The sequence below is a fragment of the Ferdinandcohnia sp. GQ5 genome, from assembly GCF_059759275.1.
Genome location: NZ_JCAXEW010000016.1, coordinates 104,471 through 119,659, shown reverse-complemented (window position 1 = coordinate 119,659; position 15,189 = coordinate 104,471). Strand labels below are relative to the sequence as shown.

General features: G+C 37.5%; 12 protein-coding genes. 3 read left to right on the top strand and 9 right to left on the bottom strand.

Annotated features, from left to right (window positions below; translation table 11 throughout):
- Window positions 1–715: 715 nt before the first annotated feature.
- The 4 genes from AC6CHV_RS18900 to AC6CHV_RS18885 all read right to left on the bottom strand — a co-directional run bounded on the left by AC6CHV_RS18900 (window position 716) and on the right by AC6CHV_RS18885 (window position 4,348).
- Window positions 716–1,675 (bottom strand): MBL fold metallo-hydrolase, encoded by a 960-nt coding sequence (locus AC6CHV_RS18900; protein ID WP_498079477.1) that lies wholly within the window; start codon window positions 1,673–1,675, stop codon window positions 716–718.
- 240 nt (window positions 1,676–1,915) lie between these two features.
- Window positions 1,916–2,788 (bottom strand): PaaX family transcriptional regulator C-terminal domain-containing protein, encoded by an 873-nt coding sequence (locus AC6CHV_RS18895; RefSeq protein ID WP_121447830.1) that lies wholly within the window; start codon window positions 2,786–2,788, stop codon window positions 1,916–1,918.
- Window positions 2,789–2,850: 62 nt separating this feature from the next.
- Window positions 2,851–3,300: a thioesterase family protein gene (locus AC6CHV_RS18890; RefSeq protein ID WP_498079476.1), complete on the bottom strand. Its 450-nt coding sequence runs from the start codon at window positions 3,298–3,300 to the stop codon at window positions 2,851–2,853.
- A 250-nt stretch (window positions 3,301–3,550) separates the two neighbouring features.
- Complete coding sequence (locus AC6CHV_RS18885; protein WP_498079475.1) at window positions 3,551–4,348, bottom strand: enoyl-CoA hydratase-related protein; 798 nt, start codon at window positions 4,346–4,348, stop codon at window positions 3,551–3,553.
- A 277-nt stretch (window positions 4,349–4,625) separates the two neighbouring features.
- Here AC6CHV_RS18885 and AC6CHV_RS18880 point away from each other — a divergent pair, with 277 nt between their 5' ends.
- Together AC6CHV_RS18880 and AC6CHV_RS18875 are read left to right on the top strand one after the other, a co-directional pair.
- On the top strand, window positions 4,626–5,855 hold the full coding sequence (locus tag AC6CHV_RS18880) for a benzoate/H(+) symporter BenE family transporter (RefSeq protein ID WP_498079474.1): 1,230 nt from the start codon (window positions 4,626–4,628) through the stop codon (window positions 5,853–5,855).
- A gap of 74 nt (window positions 5,856–5,929) precedes the next feature.
- Window positions 5,930–6,223: a hypothetical protein gene (locus AC6CHV_RS18875; RefSeq protein ID WP_498079473.1), complete on the top strand. Its 294-nt coding sequence runs from the start codon at window positions 5,930–5,932 to the stop codon at window positions 6,221–6,223.
- A gap of 121 nt (window positions 6,224–6,344) precedes the next feature.
- Here AC6CHV_RS18875 and AC6CHV_RS18870 read toward each other — a convergent pair whose 3' ends face one another.
- A complete protein-coding gene (locus AC6CHV_RS18870; RefSeq protein ID WP_498079472.1) occupies window positions 6,345–8,654 on the bottom strand; it encodes an EAL domain-containing protein in 2,310 nt (769 codons plus the stop codon).
- A gap of 554 nt (window positions 8,655–9,208) precedes the next feature.
- Between AC6CHV_RS18870 and AC6CHV_RS18865 the strand changes: the two genes are divergently transcribed.
- A complete protein-coding gene (locus tag AC6CHV_RS18865; protein WP_440273488.1) occupies window positions 9,209–10,741 on the top strand; it encodes a glycine betaine uptake BCCT transporter in 1,533 nt (510 codons plus the stop codon).
- A gap of 55 nt (window positions 10,742–10,796) precedes the next feature.
- Here the strand turns inward: AC6CHV_RS18865 and AC6CHV_RS18860 are convergent, their stop codons facing one another.
- The 4 genes from AC6CHV_RS18860 to AC6CHV_RS18845 form a co-directional block, all read right to left on the bottom strand.
- A complete protein-coding gene (locus tag AC6CHV_RS18860; RefSeq protein WP_498079471.1) occupies window positions 10,797–11,765 on the bottom strand; it encodes a cation diffusion facilitator family transporter in 969 nt (322 codons plus the stop codon).
- Between the two features lie 377 nt (window positions 11,766–12,142).
- Window positions 12,143–13,507 carry a 23S rRNA (uracil(1939)-C(5))-methyltransferase RlmD gene (gene rlmD / locus AC6CHV_RS18855; RefSeq protein ID WP_498079490.1) on the bottom strand — a complete coding sequence of 455 codons (1,365 nt, stop codon included), beginning with the start codon at window positions 13,505–13,507 and terminating at the stop codon, window positions 12,143–12,145.
- Window positions 13,508–13,828: 321 nt separating this feature from the next.
- Entirely contained in the window at window positions 13,829–14,296 is a 468-nt protein-coding gene (locus AC6CHV_RS18850) for a hypothetical protein (RefSeq protein ID WP_498079470.1), read from the bottom strand.
- Window positions 14,297–14,303: 7 nt separating this feature from the next.
- On the bottom strand, window positions 14,304–15,092 hold the full coding sequence (locus AC6CHV_RS18845; RefSeq protein WP_341332760.1) for a hypothetical protein: 789 nt from the start codon (window positions 15,090–15,092) through the stop codon (window positions 14,304–14,306).
- Window positions 15,093–15,189 lie beyond the last annotated feature (97 nt).

The window sequence follows — 15,189 nt, the reverse complement described above, 5'->3', positions numbered from 1 at the left end:
TTGGTAATTGTTTTATATGCCCGATGGTTGGTGTAATACTAGAGGTTGTTCTTGGGATGAAGGGGATTGAGTGCGTGATGTTGATGAGTTTTCCTCTTTATCGAGGTTATGATGAGGGGTTCGTGCCGGGATTAGCTTTGTTTTCCTCTTTATTGGCGGGATGAAGGGGATTCGGCGCAGGAATTTGCTAGGGTTTCCTCTTCAGCGAGGTTATGAAGAGGGGTTCGGGCTTGGGGCAGCTTTGTTTTCCTCTTCATTGGCGGGATGAAGGGGATTGAGTGCAAGAATCTGCTCGGGTTTCCTCTTTATCGAGGGTATGAAGAGGGGTTCGTCCGGGGATTAGCTTCGTTTTCCTCTTCATCTGCGGGATGAAGGGGATTCGAAATAGTCGACCTTTTCGTTCTCCTCTTCATCTGTTATGAAGAACTTTACTCGCACCTACTCATTCCACACGGGCCTTCATCACTGCTATGAAGAACTTTACTCGCACCCACTCACTCCACACGGGCCTTCATCACAGCTATGAAGGACTTTACTTGCGCACCACTGCTCCACACGTGCCTTCATCACGGCTATGAAGGACTTTCCAAACGAGTAACTATTTCGCACAGGCCTTCACACGGACTTCTATCCAAAACAAAAAACCAAGATTGTTATTTTACTAACAATCTTGGGTTCCAACCTCATCTATCTTTGATATTTTCCTAGTATTGTTTCAGCATTGATCGTAAATAATAGGATCTTGCTTAACCTTTGCAACTCGGCCTTCGCGTTCTAAATAGTTTAAGTGCGCTATAGTTTCTGCAATAGCAAAACGCCATTGGTGAGGGTTGAGTTCTCTATGGGAGAACAAGACCTTCGCAATCTCATATGTCGTTTTATGATCGGCTAGGCTTTCAATATAATTGAGACGCTCCTCGTGATGCTGGATGAGTTCATCTATTCGTTCAGTTACATTTGGAACCGGTGAATGATGGGCAGAGTATATTTTTTTTATCGGATATTTCCTAACTTTACGTAATGAATCGATATATTCATGTAATGGATGCTGGCTAGCACCGGGCCATACACTAATATTCGGTGTAATTTTTTCAAGAATATGATCTCCGCCTATTAAGATACCTTCTTTTTCATGAAAAAAACATACATGACCTTCACTATGTCCAGGTGTGTGGATAACAGACCATTGTTGATCACCAAACTCAATAGTAGCTCCAATAGGTTTTACAACAGGTAGTGGAAGAACATTCTTATGTAATTTATTCATATGGTCAGCGATACCATCAGCTAAATCCTCAGGAACCCCATGTTGCAAAACCATTTCTTTCATTCTCGCAACCTGAACGCTCCCCTCACCCCATACACGCTCAATCATGGCTGCATCCACTTCATTCATAAAAAGGTCAGCACCTGTTTGTTCTTGCATCCAGCCTGAAAGACCAGAATGATCCGGATGGAAGTGTGTGAGATAAATTGTATGAACATCACCAAAAGTAATTCCTAAGTGATCAAAAACTTCTTGCCAAGCATCTCGCGCAGCTGAATAGTTTAACCCAACATCAATCAGACAATAGCCATCATTCTGTTTAAAAAGGTAACAGTAAACATACTTCATTGGAAACGGAACTGGGATCCCAATCCGATAGCCACCAAATTCAATTTTTTCAATATTCATGGCTCACCCCTATAATCAAAAGTGCCTTGGCGTATTTATACCCGATATTTTTAGGCCCACGATGTGGATCACAAAGAATTTGCCCGGGATGGCGATCTTATGCTCGAATAATATCCTCTAAAAAATCGTTGCATCCGCCGGAGGCTTAATTTTGTTCAGCCGGAGTTTCTCCACCAACTGAATTGTTACTTTTTTAATACATTCCTCAAACACTAAAATAAAGGACTTTACTGAATAAAATTAAATGTAGATTTCTCCAAAAGGATTGATTGCTTTATCACGTTCAATATGGATTTCACGATCAGGAGCTCCCTCAAAGACAGACTCAAAATAGCGGATTGACGGAATAGATAGCAGCTGATGTATATTCCAGAATAACTCTCTAGCCTTTATGCCAATCCATCCTTCAGGGAGTAAATCTCTTGGGAAACCTGGATCCTGGAAGAGGAATTTCCGATACTCATGTACCAACACAGTTTTCTCAATAAAACATTCCTCATCCTTTAATGTGTTATTTAAAGCCTTTTCACGAAGTTCCTCAAATTTAGGTGTAAACTTATCAATGAACGTTTGATATTCATCTCTTACCAAATTCAGGTCCCAACCGATATCAATGATACTTTGGTTATCATGGGAAACAATTGAGGATGATGTAAATAAAAACACATATTCTTCAATTCCATTTGCCTTAATCATTTCTGTTACTTGGTCCTCCACTGGATTAGGCGTCACCAATGTACTATTCGTAAGGTTGCCAAATCCGGTCCAAATTAGTTCTTTACGAATTTTATTTCGAATCTCTCGCTTTTCCTCAGGAAACGAATATGTAAGTATTCTCCACTGCTGATCCCAAATGTGGTTTTGAGTGGCATATACCCTATTTACCCCCTCATCAACACGGCCTTTTGAGGTAGCGGAATAATAACTCTTCTTTCCTACTTTTCGTACTTCCAATAAATGATTTTGGACCATCCGAAATAATGCGCCTCTTACAGACGATTCGGAGATCCCAAACTGTTTCATTAATTCAATTAAGCTACCTACCCAAATTTCTCCCCCATAATATTTAATATATTCACCATATAATGTAAACATTAAGGACCTTGGTTTCATAGAACGTCACCACACTTATTATTTTTCAATATTTTTACTTTCATTATAGAGGATTTTGGAGATTATGCATTAAAAAGTGGTCTTTTTCCTGATTCATTTGTGTGGAGTTCTTCTTTAAGAATGGCTAATACGTCATTTGGTATTGGAACTGCTTTAATTTCAGCTGGCGTTTGTTTTACCCACCCTCTAATTTCATATCCATGTCCAGTTCGTGTTTCTCCTCTATACACCTCATGTCTTAGCTTGATTGTTTTTGTTTTAATTTCCTCAACCTGAGTTTTAATGGTAATAATATCATCATATAATAATATCTTTTCAAAACTACATCTAGCATCAAGCATTGGCAAAATAATTTGACGTTCTTCTTCTAATGTGTTCGGTGACAATCCACAACTTCTAAAAAATTGATGTCCCGCAATGTCGAACCATTTAAAGTAATTTGGGTAGTATACAATACCTGCTTTATCTGTATCTCCCCAGTTAACGATGACTTGAAATTCATTTGATCTCACATTTCATCCCCCTATTAGAAAAGTGCAGGGCGCAGCTTATCGGCCACCAGTAAAAGACGCTAACAGAAGGTGCACATACATTCCGAAGCAATTGGTTTATGACCTAAGTACCGATGGCGCCGAAACTAGTCATTAGAAACTAAAAGGCTCGCGAAGGTCGCTGAGCCCTAAGATAATTAATTTGAAATTAGTAGGCTATTTTAAAAGAGCGATACCGGAATTTCCGGCATCGCTATGGATTCAGTTGACCTTATTTTCCACTCCAGTTAGCTTCACGCTTTTCGATGAACGCACTAAGGCCTTCTTGTGCATCTTGTGAACGGAATAATAAGTTTTGAAGCTCACCCTCGTAGCGGATTGCTACGTTAAGTGGCATTTCTTTTCCATTCATAATTGATAGCTTAATGTTAGAAGTTGCATAACTTGCGCTGTTCGCAATCTTTTCTGCGTATTCTAACGTTTTCGCTCTTGTTTCTTCTTGTGGAAACACACGATCTACTAAGTTAATATCTAGTGCCTCTTGAGGTGTTAATGTTTCGCCTGTAATATTCAGGTCAAGTGCTTTAGAGTGTCCAACTTGTCGAGCTAGACGCTGAGTTCCACCTGTACCTGCAAGTACGCCAAGGGAAACTTCAGGAAGCCCAATTTTACCTGCTTGATCTCCCATAAAACGAAGGTCACAAGCTAGAGCCATTTCTAAACCACCACCAACTGTGTGGCCCTCTAAACAAGCAATCCAGATTTGTGGTGAGCGTGCAATTTTATCTAATGTTTCGTTACAGAATAAGCAGAATTGTGTTTTAAAGCGTGGTTCAGCCGACTTTAAGAAATTAATATTCGCTCCTGCTGAGAAGAATTTTGGCATATCACTCATTAATACAACTACTTTAATGTCATTGTCAAAACGAATATCATCAATTGCAGCGTTTAATTCTTTGTAATATTCGAGGTCATAAGAGTTTGTTTTGTTTACATGAATGTGAACTTCAGCGATCCCATTAGCCTTCTTTACTGTTAATGTTTTTGTTTCATTTACTGTAGTTGTCATTCTTCATTACCTCCTAGAATTATGTATTACGTTTTTGAACCTTTCGTAATTAATTTCAAATATACTGAATCTTTTTTTAATTATCAAGCCTGTAAATTGCTCATTTTCGCAAGGAAACAATATCTTTTCTCTTAAATACTCTTTCATTCTATCTTTTTGAAGGTTTTTAAAACGTTCGTAAAAAATACGTAATTTTTGTTTTAGGATGTGGTATTATTAATTTAAATACATAAGCTCTATTAGAAACATGGATATCTTGATAATCAAGGAGGTTAAAATGAAAGGTAATAGTAGATTCAAGAATCTATACGGAAATCTAAACGTTAATACGATTAGTTCAGGTGTTGTTGCAGCTATTTTCGGGTGTACAGGCCCTGCACTGATTATTATCGGAGGTGCATCAAGCGGTGGTTTAACCCATGAACAAACAATCAGCTGGTTATTTGCCGTGTATTTTTTTGGAGGTTTATTGGGACTCTTTTTATCTTTAAAATATAAACAACCGATTGCAGGGGCATATTCAATTGCTGGTGCTGTGCTAGTGGCAGGTGCTTTATCACATTTTTCATTACAAGAAGCAATCGGTGCCTATCTTGTAGCAAACCTCATTGTTCTTATACTAGGTATAACTGGATTAATCGATAAGGTGATGAATTGGATACCAGTTCCAATCGTAATGGGAATGATTGTTGGTGTCATGATGCGATTTGCAATTGAGATGATTACTTCTGTTGAAGTATCCCCTCTATTAGCTGGTTCGGCCATCTTGGTCTATTTGTTATCCTCAAGATATATCAAAAAAATACCACCTGTTTTATCAGCGTTAGTGGTCTCGGTACTCCTTGCCATTGTCATGAATGAGTTTAATTTTTCAAATGTACAAAGTTCATTTGTGCTTCCTCAACTAGAACTTCCAACCTTTAGTTTTAACGCTATTATTTCTCTATCAATCCCTCTTGCAATCTTAATCATTTGTACAGAGAATGCACAAACTACAGGAATCCTAATGGCAAAGGGATATAAACCGCCAATTAGTGCGATGGCCATCTTTGGCGCAATTTTTGGTTTTATTGCCTCCTTTTTTGGAGCTCACGCCATCAACACTGCAGGGCCAATGACTGCTATTTGTGCATCTGATGAATCAGGTAAGAAAGAAGGCAGATATGCTGCTTCTGCATCAAATGGAGTTTTATTTGCAAGCTTCGGTATATTTGCAGCGCTTGTTGTTCCTTTTGTAATTGCGATGCCAGGTGTAATTGTGAGTACCATTGCAGGCTTAGCGATGATAGGTGTACTCTTATCGTCACTTAAAATTGCTTTTTCCGATACAAAGTTTCAGATGGGGGCATTTTTTGCATTCATTATTGGAATGTCTGGAGTAAATTTCTTTCATATCGGTGCCCCATTATGGGCGATTGTAGGTAGTGTTTTTGTCTCCCTTTTGATTGAAAAAAAGGACTTTGAAAGAAAGATAAAAGTAGAAAAAAATCTCAAGCATGGTGCATAGCATTCACGATGGATGTGTTGTAAATAGATGGACATACTAAACACATCCGAAAATCTCATGAGAGGTGAATCAACATGAACATTGATATAACATCTATTTATGACAACATGCCAGATTTTTCGAATCATATGGAAGCCAGAGAGTGGTTTAAAAATGAGTTTAAGGACAGATTTTTCTTAAGGACACATAGTGATAGCGAAGGAAAAATGACATATTTCTATCACATTGTCAAGGATCCAGAAACGTATCAAAGATACATGGAAAGTTTTGCAAGCAATGAGAAACGTGAAATTACGGAAATGTCAACATTTGAGAGCTACACAACCGTTGAAATTACAGAAGATGGCGATGTAAATATTACAATCTAGAAAGAGCCTCTTATCGGCGACAAACACGCGACGAACTCTTTCCTTAGAAATTTGTGACCTCGAGCAGGTGTCACTAAATACATGTAAAAAGGAGGTTTTCGATGTGAAACCTCCTTTTTATTCAGTCTATTTCTCCTATGACAGCCACTTTAGACCTTATTGACTTTTTATGAATAAATTCGTCCATATCAACTTTATTAATTGGCCGACTGAATAAAAAGCCTTGTATCTCGTCGCAGCCCATGTTCACAAGGATATCACATTCATTCCAAGTTTCTACACCTTCTGCCACCACGTTCAACTGAAGTCCATGTGCAATATCAAAAATCGATTTTACTAATAACGCTTTTTTCTCATCTTTATCGATATTATGAATAAATTGTCTGTCGATTTTTATTTCGTCAATTGGAAGCTTCAATAGCTGGTAGAGAGACGAGTATCCCTTTCCAAAATCATCAATTGAAATTTGAACTCCTAGCTCTTTCAGTTTTCGAATCCGATCAGCAACATGCTGTTGATTCGTAATAAATACACTTTCTGTAATCTCAAGCTTTAAATATTGTGGCTCTAATCCAGAATCTTGCAATGCCTTATTGACCATTGAAACAAGATAATCTTGTTGAAAATGTTTGGCCGATAGGTTTACCGAAATCGGAACATGAAGAAGGTTTTCAAGCTGCCATTGTTTATTTTGTCTACAGGCCTGGGTGAGAGACCACTCATCAACTTGCGAAATGAGACCTATTTCTTCAGCTACACCAATAAAAACTCCAGGTGAAACCACCCCTAATATGGGATCATTCCAACGAATCAATGCTTCAATACTTGTGATCTTACCTGCCATTGTCTTCGGCTGATAAAATTGTTCAAACCGATCCTTATCCACTGCAGTACGCAGAGCATTTTCTATTTCTAAACGCTCTTGAAATTTATTTTTCATGGACCCATTGAAAAACTGAACCCTATTGCCACCTTTCTCCTTCGAGGTGTACATTGCAATGTCAGCATATTTTACTAATGTATCTAGATCTTTACCATCTTCCGGGTACACACTGACCCCTATACTTGCAGTTATATAGTGATTTTGACCCGCTATTGTATAATAGGATGAAAATTCTTTGACAATCATGTCTAATGTTTTATCTATCTCATCTCTGCTATCAACAGAATGGACAACAACAAACTCGTCCCCTCCAAGTCTGAAAACCTGTCTAGTGTCTTCTTGCAACTTCTTTAGCTTGTTACCAGTTGCTTTTAGAAGTGTATCTCCTGCATCATGACCTAATGTATCATTGATTTGTTTAAATTGATTGAGGTCGATAAAAATAATCGCAAACATTTGGTCATGGTTATTTCGAATTAATTCACGTACATATTTTTGGAAGAAATAACGATTGGGTAAGTATGTTAAACTATCATAAAAAGCAAGTTTATGAAGCTTGTCCTCGGATTCCTTCAATCTTGAAGTTTGTTCTCTTAGAATGTGGTTCATCTCAATGCTCTCTTGAAATAACTCCTTTAGCTTATCAGCCATTTTCTTTAAATTTTTACTCAAGATGCGAAGTTCTGATATTGAACCTTGCGGCCATTCAATATTTTCTAAAGAACGCAGCTTTTGTGGTAATCCTGTTGTAATTGTTGTCAGTTGCCTTAGGTTATTCGTGAGCATTCTGCTAACAGCCATTACAAACAATATGGCTGAAACTGCTAGAATGAGTAAGTATTTTAGTTGGTCGAGAGAAATATTAAAAATTTGTTGTTGATACCCAGCGATTGGGTACTGCAACATAATTCGGTATGAATCCGTATCTCTTATATAAAAATAAAAAGCATCGTCCCACCTTGTAATCGGCTGCATTTCATTGTTAGCTACCGGTAAAGCCTCAAAAACATTAGGTGAAATCTTCCGAATTTCATACTTATTCGGATCAAAATCCGCCAACGCTGTCGATGAAATGACATGATTTCTATTGTCCAATACCGTAATATCGGTATCTTGGTTCTTATTTTGCCATAATATTTCTTCAATTTGATTAATGTCGATACTTCCGTTTGCTTTTTTTAGTTGATACAGGTCGTTTTCTATCCGATTTGCTCTCGTTTCACTAACATTAACTAAGTCCTTCTTAATAACTTCAAAGGTGTTTAACGTATTTGTAACTACACTAATAAAGAACGGAACAAGAATTGTTAAAATGGTGATTTGGGATAAGAATTGGTGTACTGATACATTATTTTTGCTGATTCGTTTATTTTTAACAAACTTATAGAATGGGAAATAAGCTAGCAACATATCTGCAACTAATACATTAAAAAGACCATTTGCAACATCTTTACAGATTTGAAAATAGAGTGCACTGCCTGACAGTGATTCTCGACAGAAAATAAAGAGCAGGGCTATTCCTATAAAAGTCCAGAAAAAAAAAGTCAACGAAAAACATTTTTGCTTTTCGCCCTCTTAAGAAAAAGGCTCCAACAAATATGACTTCAACAAGCATGATCACTGCATAATAGGGACTGTTTGAAAAAAACATGGCAATAAAGATGGCAATTAAACTCGTTACAATCGCGGTGGTATAGCCAAAAATGCGAAGTATTAAAAAAACTGAAATACTCGCAAATGTAAAAGTAATTCCATAAAGTAACGTTAATTTGAAATGAGAGGCTAATAATACAAATCCTACCAGGGTTACTAATAGGATTAAATCCGTATTTATCTTGCCTTTAATCTGCAAAAATCCTAGCATAAAGTCTCCCCTGATTTATTTATATGTAAATCGATATTTTCTCTGTGGTTATGATAATAATATCATAAAATCTACATCTTTTTTTCAGTTTTTGTTTAACCAAATCATACAGTCTCAACTCAGATCAAAAGTCAGGATTATTGGCAAAAAGTAGTAAACTCTGTTAACCTAATATAGCTAAACTTTTGTGGGAAAACTATGTTTACATAAAAGTTAATGTAAAAGAAAGGGTTATATGATGAAGAAAATATCAAATGTTTTTTGGATTTCGGTTGCTATCGTTCTTGCAGCTGTCATATTTGGTGTTGCAGCACCAAAAAGTTTTGAAGAAGTAACAGGTAATATTCAATCATTTATTACATCAGCCTTTGGATGGTATTACCTTATTTTAGTCACAATCATTGTGATATTCTGCGTTTTCCTTATTTTTAGCCCAGTTGGGGCAATTCGATTAGGAAAACCTGATGAGAAACCTGAGTATTCAAATATATCATGGTTTGCGATGTTATTTAGTGCTGGGATGGGGATTGGACTTGTCTTCTGGGGGGCAGCAGAACCTCTTTCCCATTATATGACTCCCCCTTTAGCAGAGGGTGCTACAAACGCTTCCCAAAAAGAAGCGATGCGCTATACATTTTTCCATTGGGGAATACATGCTTGGGGAATTTATGCACTCGTTGCACTCGCCTTAGCCTATTTTAATTTTCGAAAAGGTGAACCAGGTTTAATTTCAGCTACATTAAAGCCTGTTCTAGGTAAAAAAGCAATGGAAGGAAAACTTGGTACCTTGGTTGATGTACTAGCCGTATTTGCAACGGTTGTAGGTGTTGCGACAACGCTAGGGTTTGGTGCAGCACAAATTAATGGGGGGTTAGCTTATTTACTTGATATACCGATTAGTTTCTTCATTCAATTAATCATTATTGCTGTTGTTACCGTCTTATTTATGATTTCCGCATGGTCTGGATTAAGTAAAGGGATTAAATATTTAAGTAATGCAAATATGATTTTAGCACTTGCCCTTCTCATTTTAATGTTTGTAGCAGGTCCTACAGTTCTGATTCTTGATATGTTTACAGATACACTTGGTGGATATATACAAAATATTGTACAGATGAGTTTTAGAATTGCTCCACTTAATGAAGAACACCGTTCTTGGATTAACGGTTGGACTATTTTCTACTGGGCTTGGTGGATTTCATGGTCACCGTTTGTAGGTATTTTTATTGCCCGTGTCTCAAAGGGAAGAACAATTCGACAATTTATTATCGGTGTTTTATTGCTTCCGGCATTAGTAAGCTTTCTCTGGTTTGCAGCATTTGGGACTTCTGCTGTAGAAGTTCAAAAGGAAGGAAACGTGGATCTCTCACAATTTGCTACAGAAGAAGTACTTTTTGCAATCTTTAATGAATCTTCTCTATCGGTGGTTTTATCAGTGGTTGCGATTATACTTGTTTCAACATTCTTTATTACATCTGCGGACTCAGCTACATTTGTACTTGGTATGCAAACCACATACGGTTCACTAACACCCCCAAATACTGTAAAACTGACTTGGGGAATCCTTCAATCAACAGTAGCTGCTATTTTATTATATAGCGGTGGTTTACAGGCATTACAAAATGCCCTTATTGCAGCAGCTTTCCCATTTTCAATAATAATGGTGCTGATGATGATTTCACTATATCGTTCATTAACAAAAGAGAAAAAAGAACTAGGTTTGTATTTGAAACCAAAACCTAAGAAAAAATCTCCTGCTCCTCAGCAGTAAAAATCAAAAAACCGGCATTGTGCCGGTTTTTTTGATTTGCAAAATCTTTTCGGTTTCACTTAGTAACTAACCCTTGTTTCCATGATTTAACCCCATCATCTTCTACAAATTCAATGATGACATCAGTCACTCCATTCATTGCTTGGATTTTTTCCTCAATGCGTTCTTTTATTTTAACAGCCTCTCTAACAGTTATATTACAGTCTATCTCCAGCTTCATTTCGATATGGAAATCCTCTCCTTCCTTCATGGCAAACAATGCGTTTATATCTTTAATTTCTGGATTTGTATAAATAAGCTCAGCAATTTTGTTTTCTAGCTCTTCATCCGCTTCACCAAGTACCCCTTTGGCATTATCCAAGAATACTCTGCCCACTACGTAAAACATCATTAATCCAATTATGATTGATGCAATTCCTTCTGCGGCATGCCAACCCCCATAATAGGAAAGCAGAATTCCAAAAATTGCAATGACTCCACCAAGGGTTGCGACTAAATCCTCCATGAATACAAGTTTCGTGGCAGGTGTAGCTCTCCCTAAATTGTTGAAACTTTTGCCGATTGCTGCAAATCCTTTAGCTTCAACCCGTGCCTCATGTAAAACTTCCTTCATCGCCTTAAAAAGAACATAAGACTCCAAAATTACAGCTAACCCTAAAACAGACAGATTAATGGCAATCCCACTCGATTCGGTTGGGTGTTTAATATGATGATATCCCTCTTTTATTGTTTCATAACTCATAATCCCTACAATGATCACGGCACCGAGTAAAACCAAATTAACAAGGCGGCCAAAACCGTTTGGATATTTTTCGTTCGGCATTTTTTTACTTAATGCACTACCAATGTATACGAAAAATTGATTGGCTGCGTCACCTAGTGAATGCATTGTTTCAGCAAACATCGCGACATTCCCCGTGAAGAAGTATGCAACTCCTTTAATAATCGCAATTATAGTATTTACAATAGAAGCAATCAAAGATGACTTATTTCCGTTCTTTAATAAACTTTGCTTTTTTGACATAAAGACCTCCAAAGGATGATTCTTTTGGTAATACTTGTAGTATTTATTACTTTTGAAAAATTTATCAGAAGAATTGCGGTAAATCTGGAATGGATGTGTTTCCGCATACTTCCATTTCGGGCCAGATTTAAACCCTTCCGGCGGTTTCTCCGTAAGGCCGACTATGTAAAGGGGGTATTGATGGAAGAAGTTAGCTGGATTTCGGACAAAGTTACTGATTTATCGGACACAACACTCTAGATATCGGACATAATCCTGATTTTATCGGACATAACTTTTAAGATATCGGACATAGTCCTAATTTTATCGGACATATAGCCCGATTCGGAACCAAAAAAGAAAGCCTTCCGGAACACCCGGAAGGCTTTAGCTTATCTTTATTCTTTTACAAGTAATGCAACTGCTTCAACGTGCACAGTATGTGGGAATAGGTCCACTGGTTGAACCATTTTTAGGGTGTATCCAAAAGGCTCAAGTTCTTTAATATCCGTTGCAAAAGTCTCTGGGTTACAAGAAACATAGACAATTCTTTCTGGCTGTGAGCGACCAATCCTTCTCATTACTTTACCGCCGGCACCTGAGCGTGGAGGATCAAGTAAAAGTAACTCTGGTCGTCCAAAACTCTCAAGCAATTCATCAATTCCTTTTCTTGCGTCCTTAGCTAAGAAATACGTGTTTGATAAACCATTATCTTTTGCATTGCGTTTTGCAGACTCAATTGAGCTTTCAACAATTTCAATACCTGCAAGCTTTTCAACACGACTGGCAAATGGTAGAGAAAATGTTCCAACACCACAGAAAAGATCAATCATTTTTTCTGTTTTCTTAGGTTCCCCCATTTCCACAGCTAGGTCTACTAACTTTTGAGCTTGCGTTGGGTTTGTTTGGAAGAAGGTGTCAAACCAGACACGGAAACGATATCCATCCATTTCCTCATAAATGAAATCACGCCCCGCTAATACATGCGTTTCTTCAGATTGAGTTCGGTCTGCCCAGTCCGTATTTTCAAGCCAAAGTAAGCTTTTTACTTCTGGGAATTTTTCTTCGATTCGTTTCACTAAATCATCTGAGGCATGTTTAAGATTGCCTTCTGGCGCCTCAGTTGCAAAAATGGCAAGCATGATTTCACCAGTAGCAAATGATTGTCTCACCATAAGGTGTCGAAGAAGACCTTCATGCTGATCTTTGTTATAGCCAGGTAGCTGATGGTCTTTTGCCCACTGTGCAACTTCCATAGCACCTTCCACCATTTTTTCACCTGCAATTAGGCATGTTTCAAGGGAAATGATCTTTCGGAAGTTTCCTTGTTCATGTAAACCTAGTGACCCCTCAGGAGAGAAGGTAAATTCCATCTTATTTCGGTAATGCCATGGCTCGTCCATTCCAATGGTATCTTTAACAAGGTCCGGATTAAAACCTTGTGATTCAACTTGTCGCTTTACATAATTTGTTTTGTACTGAAGCTGTCCCTTGTAATCCCAATGCTGCCATACACAGCCACCGCATTTTTCAAAATGAGGACAGGGTGGTGCAAGACGTTGTTTATTTGCTGCTAGGATTTCCTCAGCCATCACCTTTCTTCGTTTACGATCAGGTTGGTCTACCGTTACACGAACCTGCTCACCAATTAAGGTTTGCGGAATCGTGAGTTTTAGCTTTTTTTTATTACCGTGCTCATTTTCACGCCACACGACCCCTTGACCTGATCCTTTTTCATCTAACTTTTTAATCTCAACAATCATCGTTTCTGGTTTCGTTACTGCCAATTATTGTTCCTCCCTAGGTAAACCTTTTTGTCTATATTCAAGTTAATAAATCTTGTCGTTTTCAGGTTCTGAAGAAATATAAGTATAGTCCATTTCTATCCTTTTTTACAACATACTAACCAAGTATAAAGCACAACTCATAAATTTGGAATTCCTACACCCCTAGAAAGTATTAACATTCTGCCATTTATAGCTGGAGTCCCTCCTAATTAGAATAGCAAAAGAGCCTCTGGCCTTCTTCACAAAAGCAAAATAACCTGTTCTTCAAAAGGACAGGTTTCGTTTATAAGTAGGATTTTATGTATTTCCCTTTACTATTGCAACACCTAAGGCATGGTACTCCCATAGAATATCTTCTATTTGCTTTGCTTGTAATTCATCACAATCGATGATAAGAATGGTTTCAGCAATTTTACCATTTTGTGACCTCTTTTTCTTTTTATATACAATCTCTACATATAGTCTGATTGTAAAGCCGATCATAAATCCAACTACTGCACCAATTAATCCCCAATAAATTGGCCCCCAAGTTAGGTTAAATCCAAGGCTTGCACCAATTACAGCAAACGCCGTAGCAAGTGCCGCCCCAATATCAAAAAGAGTGGTGCCATCCGATTCTTTCAATGTATCAAATAGTCTTACGTCTTCTTTTGGATTATCAAGCGGAACCGCAAAAATATTTTCGCTCTTTATCCCCTTTTTCTCTATCTCCACGATGGCAATCTCTAAATAATCATTATTTTTAAACGTTGCAAATACCTGCATTCATTTATCACTTCACTTTTTGTCCTTTGAGAACTTGAAATTGACTTGATTGGTAATTTTCTCTTAAGAAATTCCGTTGATCCCTTTCGTATAACTTGTTATTTTCAACTGCATTAATGTATGAATCATAAATAGCAAAACCAAAAACTGATGGTAAAAACAAGAACCACTCTGGATCTAAAACTTTTGTAGCTTCGTTTACTTTACCTAAGAACAATAGAGAGACAGCTTCTAGAGCATGTGAAAAGTAGAAAAAAATTACACAGCAAATAATGAGAAAGAAAGCCGTAATCGTTTTATGATTATAGAGGTGACCTAACCCTGGCATGAACAATGACCATATAATAACTAGGATTGGATTTCTTTTATCCAAATAGTTGATACCAGCAGCCCCCATGCTAAAAGTGTTAAATCGATGGTTCTCATGGTCGGCAAGTATATACATATTATTAAGATCAATTGTTGATCGGTAGCTGTCCCAAATCCCAAAAATGTAGACAGGTATGTACATAAGGAGCCATCTCGTGTCCAAGATGTTCTTGGCCATTTCTATATTTCCATGAAATGAATGAATCATTGCAAGGTTTACGTTAGCATTAATATTTACAATAACTTCCCAAATAATTAGCAGGTATCCACGATGATATTTGTCTAATAGCAAATGGCCAAACCCCGGAAAAGCCGCCGACCACCAAGCAATAATATATGGGTTCCTCAAGTGAATGATAGATGTACCAAATATACTGACATTTGCTATATAACGTCTTGCCGAATTATCATTCGTGTAATTGTTCATGACGTGTAGGTTAGCCTCCATCCGCTTGTTCCAATTTTATAAAGCCAGTATAAGAGGTAATCTTCCCCAACCTAAATCGAAATATCTAAAATGAAGA

What these genes read in the sequence shown, in the direction of transcription:
- AC6CHV_RS18860 (WP_498079471.1), bottom strand. Translation starts at nt 11,765, where the DNA reads ATGTCAAAAAAGCAAAGTTTATTAAAGAACGGAAATAAGTCATCTTTG.
- AC6CHV_RS18850 (WP_498079470.1), bottom strand. Translation starts at nt 14,296, where the DNA reads ATGCAGGTATTTGCAACGTTTAAAAATAATGATTATTTAGAGATTGCC.
- AC6CHV_RS18885 (WP_498079475.1), bottom strand. Translation starts at nt 4,348, where the DNA reads ATGACAACTACAGTAAATGAAACAAAAACATTAACAGTAAAGAAGGCT.
- AC6CHV_RS18865 (WP_440273488.1), top strand. Translation starts at nt 9,209, where the DNA reads ATGAAGAAAATATCAAATGTTTTTTGGATTTCGGTTGCTATCGTTCTT.
- AC6CHV_RS18895 (WP_121447830.1), bottom strand. Translation starts at nt 2,788, where the DNA reads ATGAAACCAAGGTCCTTAATGTTTACATTATATGGTGAATATATTAAA.
- AC6CHV_RS18880 (WP_498079474.1), top strand. Translation starts at nt 4,626, where the DNA reads ATGAAAGGTAATAGTAGATTCAAGAATCTATACGGAAATCTAAACGTT.
- AC6CHV_RS18900 (WP_498079477.1), bottom strand. Translation starts at nt 1,675, where the DNA reads ATGAATATTGAAAAAATTGAATTTGGTGGCTATCGGATTGGGATCCCA.
- AC6CHV_RS18875 (WP_498079473.1), top strand. Translation starts at nt 5,930, where the DNA reads ATGAACATTGATATAACATCTATTTATGACAACATGCCAGATTTTTCG.
- rlmD (WP_498079490.1), bottom strand. Translation starts at nt 13,507, where the DNA reads ATGATTGTTGAGATTAAAAAGTTAGATGAAAAAGGATCAGGTCAAGGG.
- AC6CHV_RS18845 (WP_341332760.1), bottom strand. Translation starts at nt 15,092, where the DNA reads ATGAACAATTACACGAATGATAATTCGGCAAGACGTTATATAGCAAAT.